The organism is Ignavibacteria bacterium, assembly GCA_016707005.1.
Taxonomy (GTDB): Bacteria; Bacteroidota; Ignavibacteria; order Kapaibacteriales; family Kapaibacteriaceae; genus UBA10438.
On sequence record JADJIQ010000004.1, the window covers coordinates 310,249 to 327,710 of the forward strand.

The 17,462-nt window shown below is 54.3% G+C and carries 15 protein-coding genes; 3 read left to right on the forward strand and 12 right to left on the reverse strand.

The window, feature by feature from the left end:
* Window positions 1–44: 44 nt before the first annotated feature.
* Together IPI29_07960 and IPI29_07965 are read left to right on the forward strand one after the other, a co-directional pair.
* Entirely contained in the window at window positions 45–1,361 is a 1,317-nt protein-coding gene (locus IPI29_07960; GenBank protein ID MBK7412473.1) for a MoxR family ATPase, read from the forward strand.
* Between the two features lie 3 nt (window positions 1,362–1,364).
* On the forward strand, window positions 1,365–2,918 hold the full coding sequence (locus IPI29_07965) for a VWA domain-containing protein (GenBank protein ID MBK7412474.1): 1,554 nt from the start codon (window positions 1,365–1,367) through the stop codon (window positions 2,916–2,918).
* Here IPI29_07965 and IPI29_07970 read toward each other — a convergent pair.
* The 6 genes from IPI29_07970 to IPI29_07995 are packed head-to-tail and all read right to left on the reverse strand — an operon-like array spanning window position 2,915 to window position 10,698.
* The gene (locus IPI29_07970; protein MBK7412475.1) at window positions 2,915–4,276 is read right to left on the reverse strand and encodes a UDP-glucose/GDP-mannose dehydrogenase family protein; all 1,362 of its coding nucleotides are present in this window, start codon (window positions 4,274–4,276) and stop codon (window positions 2,915–2,917) included. The two genes, IPI29_07965 and IPI29_07970, sit on opposite strands and share 4 nt — an antisense overlap.
* A gap of 36 nt (window positions 4,277–4,312) precedes the next feature.
* Window positions 4,313–4,495: a hypothetical protein gene (locus IPI29_07975; GenBank protein MBK7412476.1), complete on the reverse strand. Its 183-nt coding sequence runs from the start codon at window positions 4,493–4,495 to the stop codon at window positions 4,313–4,315.
* Complete coding sequence (locus IPI29_07980; GenBank protein ID MBK7412477.1) at window positions 4,492–5,265, reverse strand: energy transducer TonB; 774 nt, start codon at window positions 5,263–5,265, stop codon at window positions 4,492–4,494. Before IPI29_07980 ends, IPI29_07975 begins: the two co-directional genes overlap by 4 nt.
* On the reverse strand, window positions 5,244–6,089 hold the full coding sequence (locus tag IPI29_07985; GenBank protein ID MBK7412478.1) for an SPOR domain-containing protein: 846 nt from the start codon (window positions 6,087–6,089) through the stop codon (window positions 5,244–5,246). The genes IPI29_07980 and IPI29_07985 overlap by 22 nt, the downstream gene beginning before the upstream one ends.
* Window positions 6,090–6,091: 2 nt before the next feature.
* Window positions 6,092–7,687 carry a TonB-dependent receptor gene (locus IPI29_07990; protein MBK7412479.1) on the reverse strand — a complete coding sequence of 532 codons (1,596 nt, stop codon included), beginning with the start codon at window positions 7,685–7,687 and terminating at the stop codon, window positions 6,092–6,094.
* The gene (locus IPI29_07995) at window positions 7,684–10,698 is read right to left on the reverse strand and encodes a tetratricopeptide repeat protein (GenBank protein ID MBK7412480.1); all 3,015 of its coding nucleotides are present in this window, start codon (window positions 10,696–10,698) and stop codon (window positions 7,684–7,686) included. The genes IPI29_07990 and IPI29_07995 overlap by 4 nt, the downstream gene beginning before the upstream one ends.
* 163 nt (window positions 10,699–10,861) lie before the next feature.
* On the opposite strand from IPI29_07995, the gene IPI29_08000 reads away from it, so the two are divergent.
* Window positions 10,862–11,815: a rhodanese-related sulfurtransferase gene (locus tag IPI29_08000; protein ID MBK7412481.1), complete on the forward strand. Its 954-nt coding sequence runs from the start codon at window positions 10,862–10,864 to the stop codon at window positions 11,813–11,815.
* 83 nt (window positions 11,816–11,898) lie between these two features.
* Here the strand turns inward: IPI29_08000 and IPI29_08005 are convergent, their stop codons facing one another.
* The 6 genes from IPI29_08005 to IPI29_08030 are packed head-to-tail and all read right to left on the reverse strand — an operon-like array spanning window position 11,899 to window position 17,419.
* The gene (locus IPI29_08005; GenBank protein MBK7412482.1) at window positions 11,899–12,618 is read right to left on the reverse strand and encodes a T9SS type A sorting domain-containing protein; all 720 of its coding nucleotides are present in this window, start codon (window positions 12,616–12,618) and stop codon (window positions 11,899–11,901) included.
* Entirely contained in the window at window positions 12,566–13,393 is an 828-nt protein-coding gene (locus tag IPI29_08010) for a hypothetical protein (GenBank protein MBK7412483.1), read from the reverse strand. Before IPI29_08010 ends, IPI29_08005 begins: the two co-directional genes overlap by 53 nt.
* Window positions 13,327–13,716: a hypothetical protein gene (locus IPI29_08015; protein MBK7412484.1), complete on the reverse strand. Its 390-nt coding sequence runs from the start codon at window positions 13,714–13,716 to the stop codon at window positions 13,327–13,329. The genes IPI29_08010 and IPI29_08015 overlap by 67 nt, the downstream gene beginning before the upstream one ends.
* Window positions 13,710–14,009, reverse strand: coding sequence for a hypothetical protein (locus IPI29_08020; GenBank protein MBK7412485.1), 300 nt, complete (start codon window positions 14,007–14,009; stop codon window positions 13,710–13,712). The genes IPI29_08015 and IPI29_08020 overlap by 7 nt, the downstream gene beginning before the upstream one ends.
* Window positions 13,948–14,349: a hypothetical protein gene (locus IPI29_08025; protein MBK7412486.1), complete on the reverse strand. Its 402-nt coding sequence runs from the start codon at window positions 14,347–14,349 to the stop codon at window positions 13,948–13,950. Before IPI29_08025 ends, IPI29_08020 begins: the two co-directional genes overlap by 62 nt.
* Window positions 14,321–17,419, reverse strand: coding sequence for a right-handed parallel beta-helix repeat-containing protein (locus IPI29_08030; protein MBK7412487.1), 3,099 nt, complete (start codon window positions 17,417–17,419; stop codon window positions 14,321–14,323). Before IPI29_08030 ends, IPI29_08025 begins: the two co-directional genes overlap by 29 nt.
* Window positions 17,420–17,462: the final 43 nt, after the last annotated feature.

Consider the following 17,462-nt stretch of genomic DNA (forward strand, 5'->3'; position numbering starts at 1 on the left):
GCACGTCGCGTATATTGTGGAACGATCATTTTGGGAGGATTGCGGTGCAGCAGGATACGGATGTGATTCACTCCATTGAGGAGATCGCCAAGGAGCTCAAGGATGCTGCTTGGTTCATTGGTCAACGCGTCATCAATCGGGAGGAAGTGATCGAGCAGGCCTTCTGTGCCCTCCTCACGGCCGAGCACGCCTTGCTTCAGAGCCGGACCGGCGTGGGCAAGTCCCTGCTGGCGGAGCAGATCTTCAGCATGTTTGAAGGGGCTCGCCTTTTTCGAGTCCAGGCCAGTAAGGAACAACAGCCGGACACATTCTTTGGAGGACTGGACCTCGAGGAACTCAAGGCAGGCCGCATCATTCACAATACGAAGGGTTCGCTCGTAGAAAGCGATTTTGGCTTCATCGACGAGATCTTTGATGCGAATGACTTCACCCTTCGTGCCCTCCTATCGCTTCTGAATGAACGTCGCCTGCTTCGTGGACTCCAGGATGTAGCGTCACCGCTTCATTCCGTGATCGCCGCTACAAACTATCTCCGCGTGAGCGAGGTAACGGAAGCACTCTTAGACCGATTCCTGTTCAAGGCCGTTATCCTGCCTGATAAGGATCCCTTCATTCAGTATCAGATCTCTCAGCGGTATCTCGTCCACGGCGGACGTCCGGCAGTACCTGAAAAGCGGATCCCCCTTACGCGACTGCAGCACATGCATCGCATCATCACTGGCCGTAGTGACGACTTCCAGATCGCGATCACCAACGAGTTGCTGTATTTCACGAACATTGTGATCCGTCACTTTGAGTTTCTTCGTAATCGGCAGCTCAGCGAACACGCAAAACGTGGTGAGGGAACAGACTTCTACATCTCCCCTCGGACCCAGGCAAAGTCTCTTGACCTCCTTCGTGCACTTGCTCTTCTCAAGGGGCGAACCAACGTCGTACATGACGATGTAAGCCGCCTGTACTTCATCTTCTCAACGGTTGGCCTGCCCGAAGAAATGGCTCTTTTCAAGAAGGCCTATACTACCGTTCTCAATTCATTGACGGCTTCGCGCGGGTTCGACCAAGTGACGATCCTTCTCGATTTCACGGACCTCCTTCGAGAGATCAAGGATGATCCGAAGATCATGCTGGAGCCCCTTTCTCGATTTGCTGAATCACCGGTCCGGCGCACGTTCTTGGAGTGGGTTAAGGAGAAGTTCGGCAGCGAACAGCCGCATGAACAGAACAGGAAGCTGCTCGAACAGTTCCTGGTGGACTTTGTGCCCGTGTGCGATGAAGTCCGCGAGTTGAAGAATTCTGTTGAAAAGACTCTTCAACAGACAATGATCATTGTAGAGCGAGAGCTCCAGCGCATAGGTTCGTAGACGATGTCTCGCTCTTCCATCGAAATCTCATCATTCTTCTCCAACATGGAGCAGTATGGCTTTTTCGATACGGTAGAAGAACACCTGCCGGATGAGTTCACGATCATCTATGAGATAGCCCGTATTCTGGAGGATAAGACGCATGCCATTGCGCGGGCATTGGCACCGATCCTTGAACTCAATGATCCTTCAGCCACCGACAACAACCTGGATCAAATCCTGATTCCGAATGTCCCGGAGGCAAAGGAGTACGAAGCAGATCTTATCCGAAGCGTCACTGAGGTACGGTACATCTATCCTGCACAGCACCTTCTTCCCGAGATGGTGTTCCTACGTCGGCTTGCAGAACGATCCCTATGGATGCCCCGCGCACGATCACCGCGCAACTTTCGCTATCAGACCGAGAGTGACCGCTTCGCTCCGGATGATCGCAAGCAGAAGGTCTACATCCTCTTTGATACGTCAAGCTCAATGCGGCAGCACTACCGCATTCACCTCGCAAAGGCCATCGTCTACCTCTTCCTCCAGCAGAACCAGCGTGAGCTTGGAACGATCTTCTTCAGGACGTTCGACCTCACCGTAGGAGAGCTCCGTACAGCGCGTGATGTTCCGTCTTATGACCGGCTCATCTCGGATGTGATGCACATCAATGCCATTGGAAATGGGACCGTGCTTCAGAAGGCGCTACAGACAGCGATCGATGATATCTCGCATGAAAGTCAGTTGAGTCAGTCGCAGATCCTTGTTGTTACTGACGGCGTAGCACATATCGATCTGGAACGACTGAAGGAACAGATGGGTGATCACATCACCGTCAACACCGTCAAGATCGGCAACGCCCGTATGCACGTGGATGCAAAGGTCATTGAGGATCAGGTGTTTCAGTCGTCGAACGATGATGCCGTACGTCTGCGTGAGCTCATGAAACAGAAGCGCGACATCGAGCTGCAGTCATCCACGGCGTCTGGTCACCTTCGTCAAGAGGCCCTTCGCTCGCAGCTTGGGTTATTACAACGGCAGATCGACAACCTCACAGAGCGCCTCGGCGCCTTTGTTTCGGAACACTATGGTTTGGAGATCCAGAACCTTAGCGCCGTATATGTGAACGTTGACGACATCGCGCCTGAAGAGATGTTCTCTCTTCCTGAAGACAAGGTTGCCGAGCTTGAAGACCTTGCCGAGTCTCTCCTTGAAGCATTGCGTGAAGAGCATCAGGTGGAGGACATCAAACGTGCGGCTGTATTATACGATCACTTGATACTACTGATGAAGTACAACAAGATCGACGCATCACGCTTTGAAAAGGCGGCCAAGGAACTCGAGCGGACACTTGATGCGATCTTGAACAAACCAACGGGCAGCACAGAGGATCTCTCGATCAGCGACCTAGAGCGAATGCAGCTTCGCAACATGTTAGATGTTGGGAGTTTCAAGCAGAAACTGTCGCTTGCCGTTTTGATACGGCTGCTGTTCCTCAAACTCAAACGCTGGTGGCTGGCTCGCAAGCAACATCGTGCGTTTCGCACCATCACCGGCCGAACGATACGTCGGCGCTAGTCTTCGAGATCCGTTGAAGTTGCAGGCGTGACCGAAGCCCGACCCACAGAGTGGTACTCAAAGCCATCAGCAGCCATGTCATCCAGCTGATACATATTCCGTCCGTCAAAGATCAATGGACGGATCAGGAGATCTTTCATCCGCAGAATATCCGGTTTGCGGAACTCATTCCATTCAGTGGCAATGACAAGTGCATCAGCGCTGTCGATCGCGTCATACGGAGACGTGGCATAGGTTACTCTGTCTCCTAAGACGCGGCGAGCTGAATCACGCGCTTCAGGGTCATAGGCTCGTACGTTGGCTCCAGCCGCTAACAACGCTTCGATAATAACAAAGGCTGGTGCCTCTCGAACATCATCCGTATTGGGTTTGAAGGATAAGCCCCATACACCGAACGTGCGACCTTGAACGTTGTTCTCGAAACGCTGAAGGATCCGATCGATGAATCGGCGAACCTGCCGGTCGTTCACATGTTTTGTGGCTTCAACGATCTCAAGGGGCGATCCGGCTTCGTTTGCTGCGTGAATGATGGCCTTAACATCCTTGGGGAAGCAACTACCGCCATATCCGATCCCAGAGAAGAGGAATCGCTTGCCAATTCGTCCGTCGGTTCCGATACCGAGACGGATCTTTTCAATGTCGGCACCAACATGTTCGCAATATTCGGAAAGGTCGTTCATGAACGAGATCTTCACGGCAAGAAAGGCGTTGGCAGCATACTTCGTTACTTCGGCACTCTTTTCGTCGAAGATGAGGATCGGTGCTCCGCCACGAACGAACGGCTCATAGAGATCCTTCATGATCTCGGCGGCATAGACACTCGACGTACCAACGACAACCCTATCCGGTTTCATGAAGTCATCAACGGCAAATCCTTCCCGAAGGAATTCCGGATTGCTCACAACGTCCACTCTTCGCTCCGGTGCAACGCTGGCAAAAATGGAAGCAACACGTGCAGCCGTTCCCACCGGCACCGTACTCTTGTTGATCACGATCCGAGGTTCGGTGATGTTGTGCTTGTTGAGGAGTTCAGCCACGTTATGTGCGGTGGACATCACCATTGCGAGGTCCGCTTCCCCATCCTTACCCGGAGGTGTAGGAAGACAGAACATGAGGATCTCACAGGTCTTCACGGCCTCCGAAAGGTCGAGGGAGAACGTGATCCGTTCTTCACGAATATTCCGTTCGAGAACGAGATCAAGACCCGGTTCGTAGATCGGAATGTCCCCATTGCTGAGACGTTCCACCTTTGTTGGATCCACGTCGATGCAGAGAACCGAGTTGCCGACATCCGCCAGGCACGTCCCGGTGACTAGACCAACGTACCCGGTTCCAATGACGGCGATGCGATAGGACATTGAGGCTGTTTTGAGTGGATGAAGTGCCGAGACGCGTTATCCGAGATCGTTGATCACGGCGCGAAGCACAAAGATGAGAATGAGGAGGATGGCGACCAAAATCCCGAGCTTTAAAAGTCGTTTCAAAATGGCAAGAACGAGGAGGATCGCCAGCACCACAACGGCAACCTTTGCCACCGGATGGAGCCCAGTATAGAGAAGCTCGAGCTCGGAGATCATGAGTTCTTGAACACGAAGGTGATGGTTCCTTCCATCTCTACTCCGGACGAAAGTTTGTTAAATCGCCACTGTTTGAGGACACGCATGGCCTCTTGATCCACCTTGGGGTTTCCACCCCGTCGGACAGGCCAAACGAGACTCACCGTGCCGTCGGCCAGTACGCGGAAACGAAGCTTGACCTCCGTATTGAGTGTGCCGGGCGGAAACCTTGGGAGCACCTTGCTAACGACCGTTCGATTACCTCCGCCGCCCCAGTCGATGTCTCCGTATCCCAGACCCTTGCCCGGACCGCTCCCAACCCACCCCAAGCCGGTACCGTCATTACTTCCGTCCTTGGTGCCTACCGTTCGGTCCGCCGCATCGCCTTCATGAGGCTTCCCGTCCTTACCAACATCCTTTGTGGCAATGAGTCGTGCTGATTGATTTGGATCCGCTACCTGCGTCTTACCGACCGAAGAGGTCGATCTCTGAGCATCCTGCAGCGGGTTCTGTGTCTCTTGTCCGCGCTGAGAAGCCCCTTCCTGAGAGAGATTCCCCTTGCGTGCCCCAGTGCCGTCTCCTTCACCAAGAATGAGGAGCGTTACCGGTGTTGTTGTCTTGACCGTACTTGCTTCAGGGGGCGAATAGCTCGTACACATCGAGACCAGCAAGATGATGGACATGATGATCACAGCCACGATGAATCCTCTCACCGCATTCGGGTTCCACTCGAATCGGATCTGAACAGAAGGACTATCGTGATATCTGCTCATCGTATACGGGCGATCCACGGTTGGCGGAATCCAAGGTTCACCGCTGCTGCCTCAGCATCTTCCCTCGTGCTGAATTGCCCGAAGCGCACGCGATACCACGGCTGACCACGGAGCTGTTGCTCAACGATGTACCCGTCTTGAACACGTTTTTCACGCAGGGTTTGAAGCCACTCATCTGCATCGTCGCGAGAAGGACTTGAGAAGACCTGTACAACCCACATCGCACCTACGTTCGATTTTGCAGGAGTTGTTGCAACTGTAGGCGTTGCCGGACGCTTCACAGGCTTCGGACTTGGTTTCACTTCCTCAATTGGTTTCGGCTCTACCGTCGGCGTCTTCACCACTGGTTGAGCCGGAGGTTCAGCTTCAGCGAACAACGGCTCTGGAGCTGGGACACTATCTACAACGGTGTCGGCAGGTGTTTCAGCAATAGTAGCCGTATCAACTGTGGGAACCACCGGCTCTGCTGGAGTGACCTCTGGTGCTATGAATGCCTGTTCTTCAACAGAAGGCATGTTGAGGTAGTAGTAACCGCCTCCGATCAGCGCGATGAACAGGATCAATCCTGCTACGATGCCAAGCCAAAAGAAGGCACCCCTTCTTCGCCGTTGCTGCGGCTCCGGCAACGGAGACATTGGCGGCACAGCATCTACTCGCCTGCGCTCCGTCCCATCCTTAGTCCCATCTTCTGTCCCATCTTCTGTCCCATCTTCTGCAACACCCTTCTTCATCCCATCCACTTTAGCAACAGTCCCATCCTCAGCCTCAGTCCGAGACCGCATAAACCCATCTTCTTCAGGCTCAAAGCCTGTATCGTCCCACGTAGGATCTTTTGGTTCCATGATCAGAACTTCCAGGTACAGCCAACAGTGACAAAAATACCCCGCTCACGATATCCATCCCAGAGGATCACCGTGCTGCCAAGTAGGTTCTCGGCTCGGGCGTGGAGGTCAAATGACGACGAGATCGTATAGGATGCGTTCAGCCTGAGGTCTGCATACCCGCTGAGAGCAATTGTGTTGGCAAGATCAGCCCATCGCTGACCAATATAGACGACCCCAACTCCGGTACGAAGCGCTTCGAACCACGTTCGTTGATAGTCGGCAGAGGCACGAATACTCGGAAGATATGGCTGGGCAGAAGCCTCGGATACCGAAGCAGTGGTCATCCGAACATCAGCAACCACAATGTCTCGTGGGGTAATGATGAACCGTGCGTCGGCATTGATCTCAAACAGACTCACGGTTCTATAATCAACACTGAACATTCCGTTCTGTCCCGGTACCCACACGGGTTCACGATCGGTCTGTCTCATCCGTACACCAGCGCTGATGGTTGTGCGAACCGATGGGTGGAATGTGATGGTGCCTCTCAGGTCAACGATGTCATAGGCAGCGTCCAAGCGCACGGAGTCATCGATGTAGGGATTCATCATTACCAGGTCACGGAAGGTCACAGACCTCATTCCACTGCGAACAGCAGCCGTTACTGTGAGATCCGGACCAAGGAAAAGATCGGCCTGTCCACCCACGCCTAGACCAAATCTGTCTACGCCAGTACTTGAAGTGGCCCATTGAACGCCCGCTCCCCCGGCAATGCGCAGTGTTTTGGCAACCCAACGTCCATACGCACCGGCCTCTACGAACGGGTAGGCGTTTTCTGCATAGGTCTGCAAGCGCATATCCATCATCAAACCAACGTCTGCACTCTTCCACTGCTGTTCAGCTCGCAAAGAGCCACGAAAAACGTTGTCGGAGACATCACGCATTGATGACGTAGACAGTGATTGACTCGTCCACGAGGCCTTAGCTTGATACCGTACATCTTCATACTTCCCATCCACACCTACACCCAGATCCATTGACGTGTGGGTTCTCTCAAGGGCATCAGGTCGGGCAAAGAGTCTGTAAGAACGGTGACGGAGACCTAGATCAGCCTGTGTAGTGCTACCGCCGAAGAAAATGAACTTATCAGGTGCAACGTAGGTACTCACCACCTTCAAACCGGTTGTGAGATATTGGGTGTTGTCTGCCCATCCGTCACTTGCCTGTATATCTCCGGAAAAGTCAAGTCGATAGCCCCCTGCCACAAACGAATACCCTGCCAAGACGTTCGGTGTGATGTAGTTGCCGATCTCTGCCTGCAGATAACCGGGCCAAACAACTGACGTTCTGCGATACTGTGGTAAGGGGCGAGCAGGCAAGGCAGGGATCGGTTGCTTTTCTGTTGGATTCAAGGAATCAAGGCGTGTTGCTGACAACAACGGCGGACGCTGCGGTGCGCTCTTTGCACCAGCGCCAACATTGATCAGCTCCTTACCCGTCACAAGGAATTCCGGAAGCTCGATCGGACTATTCGGCGGCTGCGATGGTGGCTGTTGTTGCGCAAACATCATCGCAGAACAGAATACGAGACCGAAGATGGTGGTGATGGATCTCATCGACGCACCTTCTTGAGTCGTTTGAGGCGTGCGTCGGCCGTCTTTCCATAGTCATCATCTGGACGAAGCCTCATTACCATCTCATAGACATCTCGGGCTTCATCGAATCGTTTGAGTGCCTCATAACACTCCCCGAGAGCGAGAAGACTCAGCGTGTACCAGTCCTCATATCCGGCATACTCCTGTCTGACACGTTCGTACTGAACAACGGCTTCGTCATAGCGTTTTTCGCGCAGGAAGATCGTTCCAAGTTCATACAGCGCATTCGAGGCGAACTGCGGTTTGTCTGAACGCTGGGCAAGGAGACCAAGATGATATTGGGCACTGTCCGAAACACCCGTCCTTCGATAGAGTGCAGCCACTTGATAGCGGGCTTGATCAGCATACTCTGCGCCTGCGTATCGATCGGCAGTGGTGCGATAGAGTGCTATGGCCTCGGCAGTATCTCCTCGCATACGAGCGATGAGTGCGCGTTCGTAACCGGCACGCGATGCCGCATCAGTATCGGAGGCGAATTTCGTCCACACAATGGCGTAGATCGAATCAGCAGCCCCGCTGTTAGCACTCTTGGCAAAGTGTTCTGCGAGATCGAGTTTCGAGGAGACGATGAAGGGGCTTTGCGGATACCGCTTCTCTATCTCTGTGAATGAAGAACGAGCTTGAGGTAGATCGTTCATTGTGAGATAGGTCCGTCCTAGGAGATAGAGCGCTTCGTCCTGTCGTTGCGACGACGGATACCGCTTCATATAGGCTTCCAATTCGGAAGCTGCACTGGTATAGTTCCGACCTGAATAGAAGATCTCTGCCTTCTTGAATGAAAACTCTTCAGCAGCGCCGGACTGTGGATTGGCATTGATGAGTGTATCTGCGATGTCGAGTGCTTCCTGTGTCCGCCCCATTCCGATCAGCGCCACCTGCATACTCTTCGCTGCTTCAGACGCCAATGGATGTGACGGGAAACGAGAGATCACACTGCGATACGTTGCCATGGAGGCATCGATCTCGCCAAGATTGTATTGTGCATCGGCGATGGTGTACAATGCTCGAACTGCTTGATCTCCGTCCGGATATGCCGTGAGCAGTCTTTGAAAATCCTCAATGGCCTTGGCATCGTTGCGTTGCTGGAAGTCGATCCACCCGATGAGATACATTGCATCGTCGGCAAGCCTGTTCATCGGATACTTCTGCACGAACCGCTTCATATTCTCTACCGCTCCGTTGAGGTCTCCGGCCCGATACGAAGCCTGTCCGGCTTGGAATGCAGCGTATTGTCCTTCTTCCGTAGATGGTGCCTTCAGCGCGGCCTGTTCGTATTGTTCAGCGGCAGCGCGAAACTGTCTTGAGATATACAATCCGTCGCCGCGGCGGGTAAGTGCCTCGGCGGCATATCGCGAGGATGGATAGGTGCGAAGGAGTTCGCCGAACATCGATGTTGAACGGTCAAAGTCTCGCTTCCGGAAGTACGTCCACGCAAGGCCATACATTGCCTCTTCTCTTCGCTGACTTGCCGTGTATCGCTTCACTACCTCTTCATACAATTCTTGAGCATTCTTCAAGAGATCAGCACGATACATTGACTCGGCCAGCCAGAACGTTGCCTCATCACGTTGGAGATCCGTTGGGTGGTTCCCCAGATAGTCGGTGAGAGCGGCAATGGCATTTTGCGTTTGGCCTGATTGAACCAGACAGATTCCGCGCTTGAGTCTGATCTCTGCGAGGTAGAGCTTTCTATCGGGCAGAAACTCATCAGCCGCCTCTTCTGCAATGCGCTGAGCCCTTTCATAGGCCTGAGCAGCCTTGCCCCACTGTTGCAACTCGATGAGAGTGGCACCCAGCAGCACATGTGCCCGCATGGAGGTTGGTGCGTCGCGCGATTCACGTTCAGCACGTTCGAGGGCCTTCCTTGCTTTGTCGAAATCACCAGACTCGTAGGATGCCTGCCCCATCTCCACGAGTGCTTGAGACTGATAGACGTATCCGGACTGAGACGCCAACGCGGCAAAAGCTTTCACCGCATCATCACTTCGTCCAAGGCGCTTTAGGCTGAGAGCATGATACAGCAATGCCTGCTGGCGGATCGGTGATGCGTCATCAGGCACCGAATCGAGGATGGCCTCATAGTGTTTTTGTGCTGCATCAGGTCCGTTCGTGTTCAGTGCATTGAGGCCGGCGTGAAGATGAACATGCCAACGATACACAGATGACGGATATCTCTGGAGGAAGACCACGCAACTGTCGTATGCTTCGTTGTATCTGCCTCTGAGCGTGTGAGCTTCAGCACGTACGAGTGCTACCTCTTCATTTGCAGCATCGGCGTCGATCTGCATCGGGACACTATCATTCGGCTTCGCTTCAATGATGGATTCGATCCCGATAAGGACATCCAATGCACGTTCAGGTCTGCGCAGTGACACCAAGTCAATCGCTTCTCGAATGCGAGAGGCCACCACTACGTCTGAGAACGAATACCGGGTTCGTACGATCGAATAGGAAGAAATTGCTTGTTGCAGATCTCCATTTCTATCGTGGAGCTGACCGGTAGCGTAGTGAGAGTATGCTGCGAATTGTCCGGCTGTATCGGCTTCAACACACGCCTGAAATGCTTGAAGCGCTTCTTTGTATTGTCCGAGCGATGCCCGGCAAGCCCCTTCCCAGAATCGAGAAGAGTGTTCGAGACGGACATAGAACGTGTCATTGCGTTCGGCCATGGCTTCATGCGAAGCAGTTGCACATCGATCGAACAGGTCCGATGCAGCTTCGTAGTCCTTGTCTTCGAGTGCCGTTACTGCACGTTCCATCCACGCAAGAGGCGCGAATGGTGAGTTGGATCGTTCACGGAGGAAGGCGTCCATCTCGCGATCGGCGCCTGCTCTATTCTGAGATAGACGAAGTACATCGGTTCTGTCGAACGCAACCACGTCATAGACCGATGAATGACGTCGGTTCTGGGAGAGGGCCTCCACCTCGGCAGCTGCACGGCGGACCATCCCGGCATCAAGCAGGCTACGCACGCCACGTTCTAGACGGGGTGCGGATAGGTAGGGATACGGACTGACCTGTGCGTTCAAGGTTGTGCATTGGACGCACAACATGACCGCAACAACCAATCCGCCACGAATGGTAGTGGGGATCGTCATCTCTTTAAATGCTGCAACAGCAAATCTACGAAGGTCGATGCCTCTCGTAGCGTCCGTACCTCGTAGATTTGTACACATTTTCGACGCATTGAGGATCAGTACAGTGTACCATGTCTTGCTCTATTACGCGTTCGTTCCGATCTCTGACCCTGAGGGGTTTGCCAACGAACACCGAGAACTCTGTCAGCGTCTTGGATTGAAAGGTCGGATCTTGGTTTCCGAAGAAGGTCTCAATGGGACCGTATCCGGCCCTATCGAGGCGTGCGATCAATACCGAGCCGCTCTGCATGCCGATCCGCGTTTTGCGAGCATGCCGTTCAAGATCGACGAGGTAGAGGGTCATACCTTCGAGAAGATGTTCGTGCGGATCAAGAAGGAACTCGTGACCTTCCGCGCAGACCTTCCATCTGACCCGAACAGCATCACTGGACACCGGCTAGCCCCCTCTCAATGGAAAGAACGTCTTGAAAGGGGCGATGCGATCGTGTTGGATGGTCGGACCGATTATGAGTTTGACATCGGACATTTCCGTGGCGCGATCCGACCTGACGTAGAGTCTTTCCGTGAATTCCCTACGTGGATCCGTGAACATCTCGGCGATAAGAAAGATGTCCCGATCCTCACCTATTGCACAGGCGGAGTGCGTTGCGAAAAGCTCACGGCCTTCATGATCAACGATGGGTTTACTGACGTCTACCAGCTCGATGGCGGCATCGTAACCTATGGGAAGGACGAGGAAACAAAGGGTGCACTTTGGGACGGTCTATGCTACGTTTTTGATTCACGCATCGCGGTGGAGATCAATCACACAGATGACCGACGTATCGTTGGACGTTGCATTCATTGCGACGCCCCTACCGAACGATATATCAACTGTGCGAACCAATTGTGCAACAAGCAACATCTCACGTGCGAAGCTTGCGAGCAGCAGTTTGAACACACCTGCTCGGTTTCCTGTATGGACGTGATCCATCAGGCAGTTGAAGCCTAGAACCTAGAAGACACACCTGTCCGTAAACGAGAAACGCCCGATGCTCTTGCGAACATCGGGCGTTTTCCGTTGAATATCGTGCCTTAGCGGCGGATCACCAGCGGCGTGGTCAGGGTGGTTCCGTTGGCCGAAACAACCACGGTGTAGGCACCGCTGACGAGCGTATTGACTGGGATGTCGATCATTTGCGAACCGGCATTCAGGCGCACATCGCTCAGCAGAGCAACCCGTGCTCCTGAGGCATCGATGATCTCCACCGTAGCAATGCCGTTCTCGACCATCGTCACTTCCACGCTGGCATTGCTTGTAGCAGGCTGCGGTGAGACGTTGCCGATCGTGGCCTGGCCGCCGGCGCCGATGACCACTTCTACTTCGTTGCTTACCGAACGCGAGCCATCCTTATCAACCGTTGTCAGGCGATAGAGATAGCGGCCCGAGGCAAGACCCAGATCGCGGAAGTTGTAGTCACGCGACGTGCTTGACACGCCGGCCGAGGCTACCGTACCCACCGTTGCAAAGGCGGCATCGCTGCCGGCCATCACATCGGCACGTTCTACGTCGAAGTGGTCGCTGTTCGTCTCCGAAGCTGTGTTCCACATCACGTCCACGTTGTTGCCGCGGGCCTTGGCATCAAAGGCTGTCAGCTCGGCCGAAACCATGCCGCCGCCGTTAGACTCAAAGAAGTCGAAGATGCCGCGGATCACGCGCTCGGTGCCGGTGCGCTCGCCCGTGAAGCGGTAGAAGCGCCAGTCAACACCCAGGTAGACAACATTCGACACAAGCGAGGCCGTGGCCGAGCCCATGATCGAGTCCGTTGTCTGACGGTCTCCCAGCACGTAGTTGTAGGCGCGCTGAGCAACACCCGCAGACGTTGGATCCGGAGTACATCCGCACAAGGGCCGGAAGCGGTTCAGCGTCGCCAGGGAAGCCCGTACGGAAGAGCGTCTCTACCGAGTTGCGGGTGATGGCGTCACCGCGCAGGCGGCGGTTGTGATACGTCAGTGCTGTTGGCACAGGATTGCCCGGCGGCACGTTGTTCACGCGCAGCACAGACTGGATGAAGGCTTGGTCATTGATCACGTCCATGCCCACGTGCTGACGAGGATAGTTCTGACCGGCGATGGCCAGATTCTTCTTCGACAGTGCCGTACCCGAGGCCACATAGGCACGCAGGTCGCGGCGCTCAAAGCGCGTGAGTGGATTGTTGTCCGAGCTCCAGAACACCGTGCGGTAGATCGAATAATCGATGGCGCGCTCTTCGAAGTTGTCGCGGTCGAGCACGTCATAGGCGATCACGCTGCCGGCTGGGTTGTTCGCATAGCCGATGCGCTCAAGCGTGTAGGTCACGCTGTCGATGTTCAGACGCGAAGCGATCTGATTCTGCGTCGGCGTGCCCGAATACAGATCCACCGAGGCGCCGCGGGCCGTGGCCAGCATGCGCACGTTCGAACGGGCGACGAAGAAGCGGACAACCTTGTTCACCGCATTGTTCGGCGTGTACTCATCAGAGCTCACCGAGATCTCAATGCGGTAGCGCGGCGAAATGTTATTGGCCATGCCGAAGAGGCGCGCAGGCACGACATAGCCCATGCCGGCCAGCTGCTGGTAGGACTGCGGTACCCACGTAAGGTCATAGACAACGTTGGCTTCGTCGCCGCTGTTGATCGTGGCATTGACGATGCGGTCGACAACTGGCGAGCTGTTCCACTGCGCAGTGGCCAGCGCGCCGTTGTTCGATGCCGGTGTCTCGAGGTAGACGCGCAGGCGGATCGGCGTGTTGGTCTGCGGAGACCGCCGATGTTGCGCACAAGACCCGTGATGCTGATCGGTGTCTGCGTCATCACGTATTCGGCATCTGAAAGCGTGCCGGCGGCAGCGCGATACTTGCTCGGGCTCACCACGGCTGCTGCTTCGAGGTCCTTGACATACTGACGACCGTCGAATTCGTCGGCGCCGATGTCAAACGGTTGACCGGCTGAGCGCGCGCGGCTCCGTCGATATCCGTTGTGATCACCGACAAACGCTCGCCGCGGTTGTTGAGCAATGAGCCGATCGGCGTTGGATTGGTCTTCACACGCAGGCGCTGATTCGGAGCTACGCCGCCGTAGGCCATGTCCGAAGAGATCGTCCCTTCAACAGAGTTGATGTCGCGCTTGGTCCATGATCTCCACTGCGACAAGAACTTGAACTCCACGGCCGAGCCTTTGGCTGATCACATCGCTGTTGGCGTTGATCTCTACGAAGCGCGCCATCGTGGCCTCGCCGTTCTCATACGCATTGCGGTCGCAGACAAGGGCCATCGGGTCATTGCCGTCGGTCATCTGCACGCCTTGATAGAACAGCGTGGAGTGATTCAGCGTCGAGGCCGAGGCGCCGTTCTGCATCACAAACGCATTGTTCTTGATCGAGGCGCCGCTGGCGTGCTGCACGCCTACGCCGGCGACAAGACCTGTGCCCACGATGTTGTCATTGGTCAGCACGATCGTGTTGTTGTACACCACGTCGTTACGAGTGAAGTACTGGTTGTTGTTCAAAGACGGCGTGATGATCTGATTCCATCCCGTGAGCGTTGTGCTGCGCTGCGTGAACAGATGGATAGCCGACAGATTCGTCGTCGACGTCTGACGGCGAATTCCCCAGATCGCATTGTTCGTGATCTGCGTGGCTTCCGGAATGTTCGGACGTGTTGCCGCCGGCGGTGATCGATGGGAAGGAGTTGCGTACCTGCTCAACGCTGATACCGCGCGACCACAGGTCGCCCACCACACCAGAGATCTCATTGCCGCGGATCTTCAGGTTCGTGTTGTTGTAGCGGTTCACACCGCCGGCTACGATACCTGCTGCGTCCACGTTCGTTCCACCAGTGGCCTGTACACCTACGTTGTAGATACGGTTGCCGCTGATCACACCGCCATCGTCATAGCCTACGAAGATGCCGGCCGTGCGGACATTCGTGATCGTGTTACCAGAGATCTGGCTGCCCTTGGTGTAGAACCCTTGGTAGACATTTGACTTGATCGCCATGCCGATACCCATCGACACGATGCCGTAGCCGAAGCCAGAGATCTCGTTGTTGAGGAACGTATTGTTCGAACCTGGGATCGTATCGAGACGCTCTGAGTTGTTGCCGTCGCGGCCCAATGGAAGCTTCTGACGACTTACGATACCGGCTGAATACGTGATCGGGCCCGTGCGCACATCTGCCTGATACGAGAACGTGTTGTTCACGAAGTTGATGCTCGGTAGGCTCGACGCATAGCTCGGCGTGGAAGATGGTGCATTACCGATGATACAGTTGCGTACCGCGATGTCATGAGAGCCGTCGCCCAGATAGAACGGAGCGCGGAACGGCGTGGTGGCGTTCAGTTCAAACACCAACGACTTCTGGGCACCGCCATCAAAGCGGATGAAGCCAGGAGTATTCGCCCATTGCGGATCGGTTGGAAACTCAAACTGAACCGTGAGAGGATTTGTTGGCGTTGAGTTCTGACCGAAAAGAACACCAACACCGTTACCCGAATTCAAGGTCACAACAACAGAACCCTTGTTGATTGAACGAGCAAGCGCCGGCTTGAACGTGATCGTGTTCGTTGCGTCTACGCCGATGATCTTCGCTGTTAGGTCAAGTGCCGGTGTCGGACCAGAGCCATTTCCAACGGAATACGCAGCATCGGTGAGTTCATACTCCACTGCGCCGGCAACGCCGCGACGATACAGATCATCAACAGCATCTTGGATCGTTGGATAGTTGCGTGGATCACCCAGCTTGAGCGTGCCGATCGTATATGTGCCGGCAAGGCTTGGCTGCACCGTGAAAGTCTGACAGATCTGATTGTTGTTCGCTACAGGATCACCCGGATACTCCGTGGTAAGGCAGGCTTCATATTGGCCGGCTACCTGTGGAGTAAATGGCGGGAAGGTGGTTGACGAAACATTCAACGGTGCCTCGGCACCAACATCCGGTACGATCACGACCTGATTGTACACTGGGATGCGTCCCGGATTCTGGAAGATCTGCAGGCGAACAGGGATGTTCGAAAGATCCTGAATACCGCCATTGATGATGCGGCCGCGAGGGGTGAACGGACGACGCGAGTAATACGTGCCAGAGATACCAGGTACGTCGATCGCTTGAGCACCTACCTCTTCGTTATACTTTGTCTCAAACAGGTAATTACCCGTTGTTGGCTGACAATCATTTGCTGCCTGTTGGTCAACAGCGCTTAAGAGCTCGGTGCACACCGTAACAGCATAGGTCGCGACGTTCAACGTTGTATAGTTCACAAAGTCAACCGTTGCCATTTCACCTGTAGCCAAGTTTCCATTCCAGACCACTGTGTCACGGTAGACTTCAGAATTGGTTGCCAAGTGGCGGATGGAGGCGATGACGAGAGCATCGGTCACATTGTTAAGACCAACATTTTGGATCTGAGCGGACACCGGCATTTCAACACCGCGAGGATACTTCCGCGGAATTGAAAGCGGTGATCTGATCTGACGCACCATCAGGTCGTTCGGGAACGCAATAGAGAACTCCTTAGACCATTGCTGGGTGTACCCTGGGATCTGGTACGATGCTTCCAATCGGTATGAACCGCCTGCCGTGAATCGAAGATCAAGATTTCCGTTCACACCAGCTGAGGGGCCTGTCGCCTCATTCATCTCATAGGTGTAAAGTGCCGTTGTTCCCGCAACGTGATTCATGGTCGGATTGCCGGACTTGCGTGCTTCGTAGATCACGTTCGTAGATGGCAGCGGACCAACGATACGGTACGTCAGATTGATGCTCTGACCGGCCGTTTGACGGAATGACAATGACGGCTTCGGGAACCTCGGATCGACACCGTCATAGATCTGACCTTGAAGAAGGATACGACGCGGATCTACATCATCAGGGAAGGAAGCCTCAATACCCGAAAGAACTCCGAACTTCAAGACCGGGCGATTGTAGGGAGAATAGATGTAGGCCACTGTGGGAGGAGTAGCGCAGCGATCAATAGCAACGAAGTCATAATTCGTTTGCTTATTCCACGCATTAGTATTTGGCGGCCCTACTGTCGTAGACTCCCAATCCGGGAACAGGAATGAGTTTCCGGGACGATAGGTACAGAAGTCGATGATGATGTTACTTACACCATCCCACATGTACGGGGTTTGGAAGTTGAACGTCACCCACTGCGGAGCGGCAAGCGGAATCACCGGCAGATTAAAAGCCGTGTTAGTGTAGACCGTTGTGAATCCGGCAGTTGCCCACGAACCTGTAAGTGCATTAGCCGTAGTGCTTGCCATGCTGATCGTTACAAGCCTGTTCGCCGGCCACGGTGTAGCATTTCTGAGATTGAATGCTATCGAAGAGATCTGGCCGGGTGTCATACCCTTCGCCAACAACTCGGACGCACGATAAATGTATCGGTTGCGCTGGTTGTTTGAATAGTCAGAGAGTGGATTGTAAACGTAGAACGTATATGTCCACGATCGTACGCCCCCTACTCCCCCATCGACTTCAACAAAGATCTGAGATCTCGAGATCTGCGGACCCGTGATGATCCCTAGAAGAACTAGGAATGTCGATATGAAGACACGTAGAAACAAAGAGTGTTTCATGTAACCTTCCCTCCGGAATGTTGTTGTTATATCAGACCAAGAT